This is a genomic window from Microbulbifer sp. SH-1 (genome assembly GCF_011326135.1).
GTDB lineage: Bacteria > Pseudomonadota > Gammaproteobacteria > Pseudomonadales > Cellvibrionaceae > Microbulbifer > Microbulbifer harenosus.
The window spans coordinates 2,034,761-2,049,858 of record NZ_CP046948.1 but is presented as its reverse complement, the minus strand read 5'-3'; the positions used below and the strand labels follow the sequence as shown (position 1 = coordinate 2,049,858).

10 protein-coding genes are annotated in these 15,098 nt (G+C 61.1%); 4 read left to right on the top strand and 6 right to left on the bottom strand.

Annotated features, from left to right (window positions below; all coding sequences use genetic code 11):
- The first annotated feature begins 182 nt into the window (after positions 1 to 182).
- Together GNX18_RS08795 and GNX18_RS08790 are read left to right on the top strand one after the other, a co-directional pair.
- Positions 183 to 1,865 carry a diguanylate cyclase domain-containing protein gene (locus tag GNX18_RS08795; RefSeq protein WP_205828100.1) on the top strand — a complete coding sequence of 561 codons (1,683 nt, stop codon included), beginning with the start codon at positions 183 to 185 and terminating at the stop codon, positions 1,863 to 1,865.
- A gap of 160 nt (positions 1,866 to 2,025) precedes the next feature.
- The gene (locus GNX18_RS08790) at positions 2,026 to 2,262 is read left to right on the top strand and encodes a DUF2007 domain-containing protein (RefSeq protein WP_166217107.1); all 237 of its coding nucleotides are present in this window, start codon (positions 2,026 to 2,028) and stop codon (positions 2,260 to 2,262) included.
- A 66-nt stretch (positions 2,263 to 2,328) separates the two neighbouring features.
- Here the strand turns inward: GNX18_RS08790 and argS are convergent, their stop codons facing one another.
- Positions 2,329 to 4,065: an arginine--tRNA ligase gene (argS, locus tag GNX18_RS08785; RefSeq protein WP_166217105.1), complete on the bottom strand. Its 1,737-nt coding sequence runs from the start codon at positions 4,063 to 4,065 to the stop codon at positions 2,329 to 2,331.
- 261 nt (positions 4,066 to 4,326) lie between these two features.
- On the opposite strand from argS, the gene GNX18_RS08780 reads away from it, so the two are divergent.
- Positions 4,327 to 5,328: an AraC family transcriptional regulator gene (locus GNX18_RS08780; protein ID WP_138233953.1), complete on the top strand. Its 1,002-nt coding sequence runs from the start codon at positions 4,327 to 4,329 to the stop codon at positions 5,326 to 5,328.
- Positions 5,309 to 6,553: an MFS transporter gene (locus GNX18_RS08775; protein WP_166217103.1), complete on the top strand. Its 1,245-nt coding sequence runs from the start codon at positions 5,309 to 5,311 to the stop codon at positions 6,551 to 6,553. Before GNX18_RS08780 ends, GNX18_RS08775 begins: the two co-directional genes overlap by 20 nt.
- Here the strand turns inward: GNX18_RS08775 and GNX18_RS08770 are convergent.
- The 5 genes from GNX18_RS08770 to GNX18_RS08750 are packed head-to-tail and all read right to left on the bottom strand — an operon-like array spanning position 6,521 to position 15,078.
- A complete protein-coding gene (locus tag GNX18_RS08770) occupies positions 6,521 to 7,705 on the bottom strand; it encodes an acyl-CoA dehydrogenase family protein (protein ID WP_166217101.1) in 1,185 nt (394 codons plus the stop codon). The genes GNX18_RS08775 and GNX18_RS08770 overlap by 33 nt on opposite strands.
- A 19-nt stretch (positions 7,706 to 7,724) precedes the next feature.
- The gene (locus GNX18_RS08765) at positions 7,725 to 10,235 is read right to left on the bottom strand and encodes an aminotransferase class III-fold pyridoxal phosphate-dependent enzyme (RefSeq protein ID WP_166217099.1); all 2,511 of its coding nucleotides are present in this window, start codon (positions 10,233 to 10,235) and stop codon (positions 7,725 to 7,727) included.
- Positions 10,236 to 10,270: 35 nt separating this feature from the next.
- A complete protein-coding gene (locus GNX18_RS08760) occupies positions 10,271 to 12,736 on the bottom strand; it encodes a decarboxylase (RefSeq protein ID WP_166217097.1) in 2,466 nt (821 codons plus the stop codon).
- Positions 12,737 to 12,757: 21 nt separating this feature from the next.
- Complete coding sequence (locus tag GNX18_RS08755; RefSeq protein ID WP_166217095.1) at positions 12,758 to 13,846, bottom strand: hypothetical protein; 1,089 nt, start codon at positions 13,844 to 13,846, stop codon at positions 12,758 to 12,760.
- Positions 13,843 to 15,078 carry a CynX/NimT family MFS transporter gene (locus GNX18_RS08750; RefSeq protein ID WP_166217093.1) on the bottom strand — a complete coding sequence of 412 codons (1,236 nt, stop codon included), beginning with the start codon at positions 15,076 to 15,078 and terminating at the stop codon, positions 13,843 to 13,845. The genes GNX18_RS08755 and GNX18_RS08750 overlap by 4 nt, the downstream gene beginning before the upstream one ends.
- Positions 15,079 to 15,098: the final 20 nt, after the last annotated feature.

Sequence of the window (15,098 nt, the reverse complement as noted above, 5' to 3'; positions counted from 1 at the left end):
TCTGCCGGCAAAGTGGGAGGAACTGAACCATACTGACTGGATAAAAAAAGTGGCGGACGTGTGCCGTCTTGCTCGCACTCGGTGGCCAATAGTCGCCGGGCTTGCAGCATCAATCCCAAGGATTCGGGGGTTCCACCGTGGTGCGATTGACCAGCCTCAACACTTTGCGATTTAAGGCGAGCGTGTTTTCGCTTCTGCTGGTGGTGGCCATGTGCCTGTTCTTTATTCTGCTCGGCAATGGCAACCTTCAGTCCCTGCTGGCGAAAAGCCGCGAGCATCGCTATCTCAATTTCCAGTTCCAGATATCCGGACTCTTGCAGGAATCCCGCCAGGAGCTTGCGCGCCTGGCGGAGCTGATTGCGCTCAGCGAGCGCGGACGGATTTCCTCGCGCGAGGAGCTGCGCCAAAGCCTTGAGCGCCAGTGGCCGATCCTGCAGCAGAGCTGGGATCTCCACGCCGTGACCATTTACGACGCCGGCGACAGGCCGCCGTTGGGTTGGGGGGCATCCCACTACCGCCTGAACGCGGAGCAGGTGCAGCGGGTACTGCGGGGGGCGCAACCCCTGGAGCAGGTGCGGTGTGCGCCGACCTGTGTGCAGGCACTGGTGGTGCCCATGCGTGCCCGCGATGGTGACTACCTGCTACAGCTGGAACGGCCGCTGACGGAGCAATTGCGGCGTTTCCGGGAAATGACCGGTACCGACATCGGCATATTGTCGGCGGTGCACCAGCCGCCGTCACCGCACGCGGGTGGCCGGTACCTGGCCGGCTTGCAACGCGAGGTGCTCTCGCTCACGTCGCGCGAGCGGATACTGCCAGTGCTGAACCGGGCGGCAGCCGAAGTGAGTAGCCTGAACGGTTTGCAACGGGTGTATGCGCTGGAGCAGCGTCAGTTTGATATCCGCACCATGAGTGTGGATGTGGACCCCAATGGTGCGCAGTTTGTGTTTATCGAGGACGTCTCCTCGCAGATGGTGCACATCGACGAATCGCTTAAGTTACTGCTGCTGTTTTCCGTGCTCGGCGTGTTGATTTTCTGCGCCGCGGTAGCGGGTACTTTGTGGCGCCCGATCGAGCGCTTGCGACGGTTGGCTGAGGCGCTGCCACTGCTTACAAATGGCCGCTTCAACGACGCGCGCCAGCTGATCCGGCCGGTGCGCAAATCACCGGGCAGGTACGATGAGCTGGATGTGTTGGACGATACCGGGCTCACGGTGTGCGACCAGTTGGAAGACATGAACGAGATGGTCACCCGCAAGACGGCGCAGCTGGAGCAGATCGCCATGCACGACAGTCTCACCGGGCTCAATAACCGTTTCAGTCTGATGGAGCAGCTGGAGTTTCATCTGGAGCTGGCGCGCCATCAACCGGACTTTCTGAATGAACGCGGCTATCTGTTTTTTATCGACCTGGACGATTTCAAACAGGTGAATGATACCCTGGGTCATCAGGGCGGTGATGAGCTGCTGAGCGTGATTGCGCGACGTCTACTCAGCGTGATGCGCTGCCGCGACATCGTCGCGCGCTTGGGCGGCGATGAATTCTGTGTGTTCGTGCGTGCGATTCGCGAGCCTGACGCCCACCGGGTTCTGGCGGAGAAACTGCTCAATACGGTGGCGCAGCCGGTAAAAATCAACGACAACCTGGTTGCCGTCACCATGAGCGTGGGTGTGGTGGCGGTGGAAAACAGAGACGACACGCTGGAGTCCATTCTGCAGAAGGCAGACATGGCGATGTACCACGCCAAACGTCACGGAAAAAACAAGTACCAGTTGTACTCCCCCAGCCTGCCGGGGCTGTCGGTGCCTGATTCCAGTGGTGTCATTCCGCCGCTGGAACTGGTGGCATCAAAACCGCGCGGGTAAGTTGGCCGCCCGGCAACCCTGCACCCTTTTCCACCCTTATTTCCGGCGCCTTTTCCTGCACTGGTCTATGTTTAATTTAGCGGGCTGTTAAAAGCAGCATATTAAGCCGGGCCAAAAGCCCGGCGCTAAGAGACTTGAAGGGCCAACCAGTCGCACTGTCATGGCGAGCAAGATTTTCACCACCAACGACCAGCTGCTCGGCAGCTACCTGCGCAATCTGATGGAGTCTGCCGGTTACTCGGTGCTCACCCAGAAAACCCGCATAGAGACGTCACAGGAGCAACAACAGAGCTTTGGCGATATCGACTGGCACTCCGAGCTGTGGCTGATCCACGACGCGGATCTCGCCAAGGCCCAACAGTTCCTACAGCAGGCGCTTTCCCGGGAAAGCGCCTGAGCCGATAAACCCCCTCTGTCACTCCGGCTCATTCGAGTCGCCGGAAGGACGTTACCCGGAAATTCCTTACATCTGCTCCAATACTTCGATCCCCAGCAGGTCCAGACCGGTCGCCAGCGTGCGCGCCACCAGGTCGCACAGCTGCAGGCGGCTCTGCTTATCTTCCTCGCTCACGCCTTCTTTCAATACCGGGCAGGCCTCATAGAAGCCCATGTAGGCACTGGCCAATTCGTACAGGTAGGTGCACAGCACATGCGGGAAGGTGTCTTTGGCGACCTGATCCAGTACTTCGCCAAACTGGTTCAGTTTGATCGCGAGCGCGCGCTCGGCATCGGTGCCGAGTTTGATCTCGCCGGTCAGCGCAGACGGCTCCACGCCGGCGCGGCGGAAGATGCTGCGCACGCGGGTATAGGCGTACTGCAGGTAGGGGGCGGTATTACCCTCGAACGCCAGCATGGAATCCCAATTGAACACGTAATCATTGGTGCGGGTTTTGCTGAGATCCGCGTACTTCACGGCGCCAATGCCCACCACGCGACCGATCTCCGCCTGCTGCTCTGCACTTAGGTCCGGGTTCTTTGCCGCTACCAGTGCGGTGGCGCGCTCTACCGCTTCGTCCAGTAGCGCCGCCAGTTTCACGGTGCCGCCGGTGCGGGTTTTGAAGGGTTTGCCGTCGTCGCCCATCATGGTGCCGAAGGCGCAGTGCTCCAGGGTCTGCTCGTCGGCGATGTAACCGGCCTTGCGTGCCACAGTAAACGCCTGCTGCAAGTGCAGGGATTGTCGCGCGTCCACCACGTACAGGATGCGGTCGGCTTTCAGCACATTGGCGCGATAGCGAATCGCGGCCAGGTCGGTGGTGGCATAAAGATAGCCGCCGCCTTTCTTCTGGATGATCACCACGCTGGGGTTGCCTTCCTTGTCCGCCATTTCCGGCAGGAAGGCGACGATGGCGCCCTGGTCTTCCACGGCGATACCGCGGTCGATGAGATCTTTCACCAGTACCGGCAGGTCGTCGTTGTACTGGCTTTCGGCGTACACGTCCGAGCGCTTCAGGGTGACCTTCAGCTTGTCGTAGATCTCTTCGGCGTGGCTGATGGAAATGTCGATAAAGCGCTGCCACAACTTCAGGCAGTCAACGTCGCCTCCCTGTAGTTTCACCACGTACTCGCGGGCGCGGTCGGCAAAGCCTTCCTCTTCGTCGAAGCGGACCTTGGCTTCGCGGTAGAAAACTTCCAGATCGGCGAGTGCCACTTCCGCGTCCTGGTTTTCCATCTGGTCGGCGAGGTGCGCGAGCAGCATACCGAACTGAGTGCCCCAATCGCCCATGTGGTTCTGGCGGATCACCGTGTGACCCTGGAATTCCAGCAGGCGGGCGAGCGCGTCACCGATGATGGTGGTGCGCAGGTGGCCCACATGCATTTCTTTGGCGAGGTTGGGGTGGGAGTAGTCCAGCACCGCGGTCAGGGGCTCTGCAGCGGAGGCGATGTTCAGACGTTCGTCGGCGCGGGCGGCGGCGAGCGTTTCTGCCAGCCAGGTGTCGCTCAGGTGGATGTTGATAAAGCCGGGGCCGGCGATTTCAACCTTCTCGATCATGGGCTGCTCGCCCAGGTTGTCGATGATTTTCGCCGCCAGCTCGCGGGGATTGCTGCCCACTTTCTTGGCCGCCGCCATGGCGCCATTGGCCTGGTAGTCGCCGAAGCCCGCTTTCTTGGCCGGTGCCACCGCCGGGTTGCAGTCGGCGGGAATACCCGCGGCGGTCATGGCGGTCTGGAAAATGTCGTTGAGCTGCTGGCGAATATTCATAGAAAACGGTGGGTCCAGATGGAAAGTCAGAGGCAATAAATAAAGAGAAGGCGGGATTTTAATGCGCGGGGGCGGCTTTGCAACCGGCGGTGTGCGGATGGTGATTCGCGCGCAAGTGTGGGGATGGGGAGGCGTCGGCAAAAATGGGATGAGAAGAATGCCACCGTCATGCGGAGGTCAGATTTACCTTGATAATAGAGTCTCGTAGTGTACAATCATTGCTAATGATAATTGTTATCATTAAGGCTAAGGATCAATAAAATGGATTTGTCAGGTCTCGAGCCCGCTAACTGCAGACCGTTCAGTGTTGCAGATCACTATCTGATGGAAAGGGGGAGTGAACAGGGAAAGTGGCACCGGGTGTCGCTGCCGCCGGAAAAGGGGGCGACGGAATTTATCACCTGCCGTATCTGTGAGGATATCTCGCTTACGCGCAGTCTCTGCACCTTTGTCAGTCCCTTCCTTTCGCGCGTGTGTTACCCGATGGACACGACTCTGCTGGTTTTTGGCTTCCGGGGGCGCAGCGCCATTGGCTTTTCCGAGGACGATCTCTCCCACGTGGTCAGGCCCGGTGACGTCTGGATGGTCAACACTGGAGGCGAGGCTTTGTACCGTTACACGCCGGCGCACGATCTGAATGAAATGGTGGTGATCAAGTATGCCACCCGCCGGATCGGCTTCGTGTTCCCGCAACAGACGCGAGCCGTGCTTCGCGGCGACCGCCCGTGGATTGTGCGGCTGGGCTATCAGGAGTCCAACGACTCCTGGATATCCGATCTGCTGAACAATGGCTTTACCTCCTCGCTGGACTGCCTGCGGGCGGAAGCCCGCGCCCTGGATGTGCTGGCGCGCTGGCTGCGACCGCTGACAGATACGGTGGACGAAGCCCGTGTGGCTCCGGGCATCGATGGCGATCCGCATCTGGAGCAGGCCATCCGCCTGCTCACCAGGGACCTCGCGGCCACTCCATCGCTGGAGGAGCTGTCCCGGGTTTTGGGGATGAGTCACACCCGCCTGAATCGCGCCTTCAAGCGCGCGTTTGGCAAAACCGTGTTCAGCTGGCTACGGGATTATCGCCTCGCACGCGCGCGCGCAGCGTTGAAAGACGGTCATCGCAGCATCACGGATATCGCCTTTCAGTGCGGTTTCAGCAGTGCCAGCCATTTTTCCCAGTCGTTCAAACAGTGTTATGGCTGCACACCGGTGGAATTCCGCAGCAGCCACAAATTGCAGGAAGTCTATTGTGAATACGGAACCCGTTGAGCGCCCGGCGCGCAATGTCGGTCTGGGCCTGTTGCTCGCCATCCTGGTGGCCAATGGTGTCGCCCACAGTGTATTTGTCATTGCGATGCCGATTATCGGCCGCCAACTGGGCCTGGCCGACGTGCAGACCGGGGTGATCCTCACCGTTTCCGCCGTTGTCATGATGCTCGCCGCACCCTCCTGGGGGCGCTACAGCGAACGGGCAGGGCGGCGCGCGGTGGTGGCGGCCGGCATTCTCGCGAGCGGGATTTTCCTGTTGGCGGTTGCCGGTGTGGTATTTCTGCGCCAGAGCCTGCTGCTCACGCTGCCGCTCACCTTTTGTCTGCTGTTCGGTTTGCGCCTTCTGCAAGCGGTTGGTGTTGGCGGTGTGATGCCGGCTTCCCAGGCCTACGTGGCGGATGCCACCGGGCGCGCAGCGCGGACACGTGGAATGGGCCTGATGGGGGCGGCGTTCGGGGCCGGAACCATTCTCGGAGGGGCTGCGGCAGCGATACTCGGTCAGTGGGTGGCCGTACAGGGGCTGCTGGGGCTGGGAGCACTGTTGCTGCTGGTATGGTGGGGGCTGTGTCGCCGTCTGCCGGAAATCCGACAACCCGTGCCGGGCCGCATAGCGGAGCGGGGCGCGCTGCCCTACGCAACACTGTGGCCCATGCTGTTGCTGACATTTTGCGCGCTGCTGATATACGGCATGTTGCAACAGGTGATCGGGTTGCGCCTGCAGGATCAGTTCGGCTATAGCAGCGCCGAAGCGCTGCGCGCAACCGGAATCGCGATGATGTTGACCATGGCGGTGATGGTGATTGTGCAACTTGGGTTCCTGCGCTTCGTCGACTGGCCAGCGGCGCGCGTGCTGCGGTGGGGTTGCGGCCTGTTGGTACTGGCACTGACGTTAGCCACACTCAGCACCGGTTACGGTCAGTTGCTGATGAGTATGGTATTGGTGGGGGGCGCGATGGGATTGGTGTTCCCGGGTAATCTCGCCCTCCTGAGCCTGGCGGTGGGCGCGAACGCCCAGGGGCGCATTGCCGGTGTCAACGGCGTGAGCAAGGGGTTGGGCCTGGCGCTGGGACCGGTGAGCGGCGCAGCGCTGCACCAGTTTTCTGTGCCGGCGCCGTTCGTGTTGGGAATAGCGCTGGCACTGGTCATGGTGCTGCTGGCCTTCTGGGGCTCCCAGCCCGAGAAGGCGGATACACTACTGGAATGCGACGGGGCAGGGCAGATCTGACTTGTAAACGCTCTGCGCCACAATATCGCGGTGGATTTCGGAGGTGCCGTCAATGATGCGATACAGACGCGCATCCCGGTAGAAACTCTCCACCAGGCTGTCCTCATGGCAGCCGCTGCCGCCGAATATCTGCAGTGCGCGATCGGCGACCCGTCCCAGGGTTTCCGTAGTAAACACCTTCACCGCGGAGATATCCGCGCGGATTGCCCGGTCTGTTGCACCCGCAGCGGCATCTATGTTTGCGGCTGTCTGCATCAACAACGCGCGCGCCGCGGCGATTTCGATGGCGCTGTCGGCGATCATCTGTCGCACCGGGCCAAACTCGCCGATGGTTTTGCCGAACTGCCGGCGGTTTGTCGCATGTTGTTTCATCAGGTGCAACAGCCGCTGGCACTTGCCCACCGCGCGCGCGCCGACCTTGGCCAGACGCGCTTTTCCCAGTGTATCGCCGAGCATCCTGAAACCGTTGTTCAGTTCTCCGAGCAGGGCTCCATGGGGTAGTTTGATATCGTGAAACAGTAACTCCCGGTGGCTGGTCCCGCGGAATCCCATCATTTGAAACGTTTTTCCCAGCTCGAACCCGGGTAGATCCCTGTCGACGAGAAACAGGGAAATACCGCGGGCCCCCAGGCCGGGCTCTGTGACCGCCGCAACGATAAAGAAATCGCAGAATTCCGCATCACTGGTGAAATGTTTGATACCGGAGAGGCGCCAACCATTCGTGGTTTTCTCGGCGCGGGTGCGGATGGCAGCGGCATCAGAGCCCGCTTCCGGTTCCGATACCGCGAGGCCGCAGAAACGCTCACCGCGTGCGCTGGGAAGCAGGTAGCGTTCAATTTGTTCCCCGCTCCCCGACGCCAGGCACTCGTAAACATTTCCTCCCGCGCGGCGGGCGAGAATTTCCTTGGTGGCTCCCAGTTGCTCCTGCAGCAATATATTTTCCACCGTGGAAAACCCCTGGCCGCCAAACTGTTTGCTGATATTGCCGGCAAACAAGCCTGCGGCACGGGCTTTTTCCACAATGGTGTTTGAGACACCAAGCGATAACCCGCGCGCCGTTTCAAGGTCTGCTTCCAGTGGCAGGAGTTCTGTATCGACAAACAGACGTGCCCGCTCGACCAGTTCCCGCTGCGATTGGCTGATTGGATTCATTGAGATTTGCTCCGTTCAATTAATCCAGAAACGTCGACATGTCCCTACAGACACTGTCGAAAGCGAGAATGAACTGGGAGGCCTCCGCTTCGGTCAGCACCAACGGCGGCTGGATACGCATGATGCGGTTACTGTTTGCGGTCAGGAAGGTGAGGATGCCATGCTCTTGGGACAGCTTGCTGACGAAGCGCAGTACAAACATGTCCTGCATACTGGATTCCAGTTCCGCAATGGCCTTGTCCAGATGACGCTTGGCACTGTCCGGTAGCATGCGATAACTGCTGTGGGGATTCCACGGGAGGCGGTGGGCGAGTTCCTGTACCGTGGATTCGATACTGCCCTCGAAAGACTGGCAGAATTCGATGGCCAGCATCAGCCCGCGCCCGCGCACCGCGCGTATGAAGGGGTACTGGGCGGCGATTTCACGCAGCGCGTCGAGCAGTCGGGCTCCGACAAGCCGCGCGTTTTCCGCCAGGTTTTCCTCCTCGATAACATCCAGTGTTGCCAGTGCCGTTGCCGCTGCCAGGTTGCCGCCACCAAATGTGGAGGTGTGCAGAATACAGCGGTCGATGCTTCCGTAGGCCGTGTCCCAGAGTGTTGGCGAACACAGCGTTGCGCCGATGGGTATCGCGCCGCCGGACAGGGATTTCGACAGCACCAGAATATCCGGTACAACGTTTTCCCATTCGCAGCAGAACAGTTTGCCGGTGCGTCCCAGGCCCGTTTGCACTTCGTCGAGAATCAGCAGGGCGCCGTAGTGTGTGCACAGCCTGCGCACCTCACCCAGATAACCGTCTGCCGGGACGATAGCGCCGCCTTCCCCCTGAATGGGTTCGATCACCAGTGCCCGCACATCGCCCTTGCGCAGTTCGGCCTCCAGAGACTCGAGACAACCAAACGGAATTTCGCTGCACTGGGGCAGCAGTGGCTCGAAAGCGTTGCGGTGCCGCTGGCGTCCGGTTACCGAGAGCGCGCCGAGCGTCTTGCCGTGGTAGCCGTTCTCGCAGTAAAGCAGGCGTCCGCTGTCGGTAGCCGCCAATGCGAGTTTGATGGCGGCCTCCACGGCCTCGGTGCCCGAGTTGCTGAAAAACACCCGCGACAGGTCGCCGGGAGCCAGTTGGCTCAAGCGCTCGGCCAGCAGAGCGGTGTGGTAGGGAACGGAAACATACTGCACAAACGTCGGGTGTTCCGCCGCCAGGTATTCCCGGATTGCCGCGGTGATTTTTGGGTGATTGTGGCCGGTGTTCAGGCAGCCGTAGCCGGCGACAAAATCCAGGTAGCGGGTACCGTCCAGATCTGTCAGTGTGCAGCCACTGCCTGATTGAAAGACGCGCTCGCAGTGGTTGAACTGATAGAAGTCAGCAAGTAGTGGATTGATGTGGCGGCGGAAGCGCGCCAGACTTGCCTCGCGCTGCTCCCCATGGCTCGACGCCGTGGCACCTTGGCTACTGCTGCGGTGGTGTGGCTGCAGGTCGCGGTAGTGTTCGTCGCCGATACGCTCGCCAGCGCTGGCCATGGGATGGGTGGTAAATCCGTGCCTCTGTGCCAGCTCTCCGATTTCCAGAACTTTTTCCAGAGGCAAAACCCGGCCCAGGGAATAACTGTCGCGGCGGCCCTCCAGCGACAGAATCAGGGTTTCCGCCAGGCAGCCGTTCATGAACATTTTCGGGGCGAAGTTGCCGGCCGCGTCACCAAAACTGACTTCCGGCCCCGCCGATATCAGGCCACCGTCGATCAGCAGAATGTCGCTGCGGACAGTGTGTGCCGGCATCACATCCCGCGGCAGGGCAGCATCCACCACCACACTCCCGGGGCGCAGCCTGGCCGGGTCGATTACACCGCCGGTGGAAGTGGCGGCGACGTAGAAGCGGAGGTTTTCGTAGCAGTCTTCCATGCGATTGCTCAGCCGGATGGCGGAGTGAAACGCCTGCGGGATATAGCCGAGAAGTTGCTCGCGTTTTTCATCTCCTCCCCGGTGTACCAGCGTCAGGCGGCAACCCTGTTCGAGAAGGAGCAGGGCAATTGCCAGAGCGATGGAACCCGGATAACCAACCACCGCAACTTCCGTATCCACCGGGGAAACGTCGAGTTTTTCCATGGCCTGCAACAGGTTTTGGTAAGCGGCATAGGCGGTTAGTGAATTGCCGGTGGTCACAGGAATCTTGACCTTTTCCGCAGTATGTATGCCGCGGTTGCCGACAATGCCGGTAAAACCGCCGAGACCGACAATCTCTGCCCCGCGCGCTTTCAGGTCTTCAATTCCAGCCTCCACGCGCCGCGCCACGGTGCGGGGGTCGGCCAGCATTTCCTCGGCGGTCAGTGGCATGTAGTCAACGATGCCGCTGCAGCGGGCGCCGGTGCTGCTCACCACTTCATCCAGTGCGAAAAAGGGCACAAGGTTGCGCCACTGCCACAGCTCCGGAGAAAAACCCCGGTCCTGTTCGCGAAAGCTGCGCTCGGTCAGGTCGATCAATTTGGCGTGGCGTTTGAGGCCCACCGAAGTGGGGTGTGCGATAAATCCGAATTTCATGATGCTTCCCGGTTGTGTATCTGTTGTGGGCCGTTTTATCCGCACTCGGCTCGGTGCCAGGCGGATTCCGACAGCAGGCTGAGGCCGTCTCCATCTGAATCGTGTGCGATCAGCACTTCGGCGATGTTCACCGCGCCGCGCTGTGTGAGCATGGTGTGCAACCGACGTCCGTCATAGATATTGAGGCGATGGCAGTAAACCGGCACATTGCCGGCGTGATGTGCCACATCAACGGTGTTCAGTCGCGTTGGTACCACTACCTGGCTGCCGTCTTTGCTCGAACTGCGCGCGTCCAGATAGGTTCGAATCATCGACAGAACACCATTGCACAGATAAAAGAGGTTCACGCTGATGTGGTCGCGTTGCGGATTGTTAGCCAGCGCCTCCGCCAGCCGGTGGTGCATGTCAGGGACCAGGGCGCGGGCACCGTCGCCGATAAACGCAAGTACATGGTGCCGGCTGGTGCGGGCGATGTAGGGCAGCGCTGACAGTGCATCGCCCATTAGCGCGCGCCCGTACCAGCCGGAAAACCCGGGATCCGTGCGCGGAATATTGCGCAGTGCGGAAAGGCCGCCGCGCCCCACGTCATATACCCCGGTGTAGCGATAGTTTTCCTCTTGTATCAGGCGGTGAACCAGTTTTCCCATGTGCATGGTGAAATAGCTGGCAGACATTGGCAGGGTGTCGAGGTAGTCCACGGGCACCCCTTCTTCCATTTGCTGTACCTCGCGTAGCGCCGCTCGACGGAGTGTCAGCACCTGTGGGTCCACGTCCAACCGCTCCAGCACCGCATCGAGAAATTCGTTGAGGGGAAGCGGTAACGCGATATCCGTGAACGGCGAAAGATGCGCAGTGTTTTTATTGACCTGCACAATCCGCAGGTTGCGCGCCAGTTTGCTGTCGGAAAATGGCGTGGCTGCCTGATCAATTTTGCTTTTCAGGAAAAAGAGACACTGGGATTCGACGTCGTGCAGCTTTCCGTTCTGATGCAGAAAGTGATAGAGCCTGCGACTGAAGGCGTAGACGCCGCAGGCACCCAGATAGTTCGGATTGGGGGTGCCGTCTTCGTAGGCAGAGACTGATCCCGGGTGAGTTAGCGCATCTGCCAGGCCGATCCCCGCGCGCTCGGCGATCTGGTAAACGCGCGTTCGCTGTGCGGCGGAGAGTGGGCCGCAGTACCACAGCAGGCGGGCGCGCGAGCGGTTGATGATTTCCATCGCCGCATCGATCAGTGCGTTCCGTCGCGAATCGCTGTTCGCATCCGCTATAGCGGCGATACGCGGAGCGGGTATTTCCAGAGCCACCTGTTCCCTGCTCTCGAGTACACCGGGCGTAGCGAAAATGAATACCGGCCCCGGTTCGTCCCGCAGCCGGGCCAGGGCGCGTCCCAGTTGCGTGGCGATGTCTTGGCGTTCGTGGATATAGAAATGGGGAATACCGCGCGCCGCGATCACCTGGCGTCCATCGGTCTCGGGATCAAGCGTGCTTTGAAAAGCGTACCAGGAGTGTTCGGGGCTGTCGGCGCAGATGATCAATCCCGGTGCACGGGCTCGCTGGAGATTGGAAAGGGTGCCGCGAAACTCATCGATCATGCCCGAAGTCACGGTGATGACGTAGGCCCGTTGATATAGTTGCCACCCCGCCAATGCGCCTGCCGCGAGGCTGTGTTCATTGTTGCCCGTCAGGCAGCGGGGTGCCTGCGCAACGGCGTCGTCTTCGCTGAGGCGGTGCATGGAGCGGATGAAGTTGGCCACCATGGAGCCGGTGTAATAGTGAAAATCCCAGTGCGCCGGCCAGTTATTCTGCATAAAACCGTAGATGCCGGCGGCGAGTGCCACGGGATCGTCAGCGGCTTTCAGAGCGCGCGCCAGTATCTTGTTCAGATAGCAGAAATCCAGATGGTCCAACAGCAGTTTGAGCAGGCCGGCGCGGTCCGTTTCCGGCATATTCCGGTGAACCCGCAGCTTGATGCTGCCGTCCACATAGCCCAGAGCATCATCCAGTTCGCGCATGGGAATCAGCAGGTTTTTCGAGTGGGGTGACAGGCGGCTGATGCGGCAGTGACGACTGAGGACGGTGAAGGGATCCGGCGCGTCGTCGCGATTGGTATGGGGGAAGGGTACGCATTCGGTATCCACAAAGAAAATATCGAATGTCGCCGGGTTGGCGGCAAGCGCGCCCACGGCATCGTCCAGGCTGGTGTATTGCCGCAGGGAAAACGTGAAGCGGGTTTTTCTGCCGGTGTGCGAGAAAAACTGTCGGGCCTGGCGGCTGGTCGCGGAGAATAATTCCTCCTGACTGCAGTTGCTGTAACCGGTATTCGCGTTCACGGCGTACCGTGCGTGCACTTCCGCGACTTCGCCTGCCGATGAGACGCCAGCGGTTTCACCTGGATCTTGGATGGCGTGCAGAAACGTCATCACCTGGTCCAGATCTTCGCGCAATAGCAATTTGTCCGAGACTACACAAATTCCGATTTCGTGGTTTTCGGTCCTGTTCATGATTTCCCTTGTGACCGTTCGTTAGATAGTGTCTGGATCGATGGCGCCACCGGCAATTAATAGCGCCTGCAATAGGAAAAAATATCCCCACACTGTTTCACCCAGCGTTTCCCCGCCGGTGGTTCCGCGAAAGCTGCAACCGAGAAAGCGGGCTTCGTCGCTGGACGTATTCCGGGTGAAGAAAGGGGAATCGAGTAACTGTTGCAAAAGTCGGTTTGCGCGCTTGCGCCAATGGCTGTCCCCCGCATCGAGTTTGTACATTGCGATGGCGGCAATCAGCGTGGCGGATGGGTCCGGTAGCGCCGGATCGGCGTCTTGCTGGCTGGGAGGAAAATCCTGCCCGTGGCACTGCCACCAAAGGTCGCAGTGGCGCTCGGCCAGGTCGCGGTACTGCGAATCCCACAGCCGCGCCGCGGAGGCCAGGCCCAGCAGTCCCCAGCTGTTCCCCCGCGCCCACTGACCGGCGCGCCCCAGAGGGCGTGCGCCGGACGAGTCGATACTGGCATTGGCGTAGAAGTTGCCGTCATCCGCCAGCAGGTGTTGGGTGACACTGCGGGCATGGTGGCGCGCACTGTCGCGCGCGTTCTCGTCGCCGTACTGGAGCAGGCGCAGAAGTGCGGCAAAGGCGTCGACGTTGAGTGTTCGGGGGCCGTTTGGCCCGCCGCCGAGCGCGCTTCCCAGGGGGTAGAAGGACTGCTGCTCATTGAAGCTCTGGGCCAGGGCGCGGGCTGCGGCGGCGGCCAGTTCCCTGCACGATGGATGGTTGAACAGGGCGATACCCGGCGCCGTCGCATACCAGAAGATCATGCTGCGAAACTGGGTGTCCTGGTGCAGTTTGGCGGCTAGTTGTCTGCAGATGGACAGCGCCCGCGCGCGGTCAGCGGCGCGCCCGCTCAGGTGTGCCTGTAGCCACCAGCATCCGCTCCAGAAACCTCCCATCCAGGAGCCGCCGGCAGACAGTTGCCACTGCGGATTTTGCTGTTCGCGGAAAAGTGGCACCGCGTCGCCGCAGTCCCCGGCCAGGCGCGACAGGTAGCGCCCGATGGCGCGGGCGCAAGAGAGGGGCGCGGTTGCGGGTTTGGTGACGGTGGCTTGTTCGGAAGTCGTCATTGCTGCGGCGCCTCCTCGGACAAGTTTCGGCGCAGGTAATCAGCCAGCAGGCCGCAAAGCATGCCGCTGAGCATGAGGACGGCCAGCAGCCCGATCCAGCCGCTGCGATAGCCGCCGGTGCTGGCCGCCAGTTGTCCAAACAGCAGCGAACCGCACGCGAGGCCGGAGAAAAAGGCCGCGGATACCATCCCGGAGGCCTGGGTGACAGGACCGAATTCCGGGCCTTTCACCAGCATGCCCATGGCGATGGCGTTGCTGGCGACGATGCTGAGGCCGATACCCGCGACGCCGGTGTAGAGAAACCAGAGATGGTCCGCTGTGGCGGAGGCGGTGACGCACACCGCTGCGATTGCGATGGCGACCAGAACGAGCAGGCACAGCGCCTGGTTATCGAAACGGGCGGCGATGGGAGTGAGGGCAATGCGGGACAACATGCCTGTTACCCCGAACAGAGTAACGAGCTGCGCCGCTTCCCGTGGGCCCAGCCCCAGACTGATGCCGAACGCCGGCACGGCGGTGACATAGGCTGACAGCACCGCACCGATACAACCCTGGGCGAGCATCAGCAGCACCAGCGGCCGATTGGGCGGCGCCAGGCTCAGCCGTGCGCGGCGCGCGACGCGCGGCGGGGCGAGTGCGGCCGCCGCCAGTGCCCCCAGCAGTGCTGCGGGCACCAGGGACAGAAAGGCCGTCCGCCAACCCCAGCCAGCGGCAATTACCGGCAGCACCAGCCCTGCGAACAGGGCTGCCAGTTGCACGCCGGATTGCTTCAGCCCCACCATGCCCGCCCGTTTTGCCGGGGGGATCCGCAGGGCGATCAACTGGTTGGTGACTGGATTGGCGGTGGCCTGGGAGAGACCGCAGATCGCTACGCTGGCGGCGAGCAGTGGCAGCGAGTCGGCCCTGCTTATCAACAGAAAAGACAGTGCCACGGCACAGAAATGCAATGCGAAGCTGATCCTGAGGCCGAGCCGGTCGACAATGCTTCCCGCAAACAGCGATAGCAGTGCCGCGAGCCCGAACGAGGCCAGCACCAGATAACCGAGGGATTCGGCCGCAACGCCGAGATCCGCGGACACGTAGGCGCCGAGGCTGCCGGTAGCGTAGAGAATCAGCATCGGCAGGGCCATGGCCAGCAGCAATACCGCACCAGTGGCGGACTTCGCAAGCCCCTCTGCGGGCCTTATTGCCGGTGACTCCGCCCGGGCCGACGGCGATGGCGATGGGGGCATGGTGGATTCCTCACTTCTCC

Bases quoted from the DNA above. Each gene is read 5' to 3' on its own strand.
- GNX18_RS08790 (WP_166217107.1), top strand. From the start codon at position 2,026: ATGGCGAGCAAGATTTTCACCACCAACGACCAGCTGCTCGGCAGCTAC.
- argS (WP_166217105.1), bottom strand. From the start codon at position 4,065: ATGAATATTCGCCAGCAGCTCAACGACATTTTCCAGACCGCCATGACC.
- GNX18_RS08780 (WP_138233953.1), top strand. From the start codon at position 4,327: ATGGATTTGTCAGGTCTCGAGCCCGCTAACTGCAGACCGTTCAGTGTT.
- GNX18_RS08770 (WP_166217101.1), bottom strand. From the start codon at position 7,705: ATGAATCCAATCAGCCAATCGCAGCGGGAACTGGTCGAGCGGGCACGT.
- GNX18_RS08765 (WP_166217099.1), bottom strand. From the start codon at position 10,235: ATGAAATTCGGATTTATCGCACACCCCACTTCGGTGGGCCTCAAACGC.
- GNX18_RS08760 (WP_166217097.1), bottom strand. From the start codon at position 12,736: ATGAACAGGACCGAAAACCACGAAATCGGAATTTGTGTAGTCTCGGAC.
- GNX18_RS08755 (WP_166217095.1), bottom strand. From the start codon at position 13,846: ATGACGACTTCCGAACAAGCCACCGTCACCAAACCCGCAACCGCGCCC.
- GNX18_RS08750 (WP_166217093.1), bottom strand. From the start codon at position 15,078: ATGCCCCCATCGCCATCGCCGTCGGCCCGGGCGGAGTCACCGGCAATA.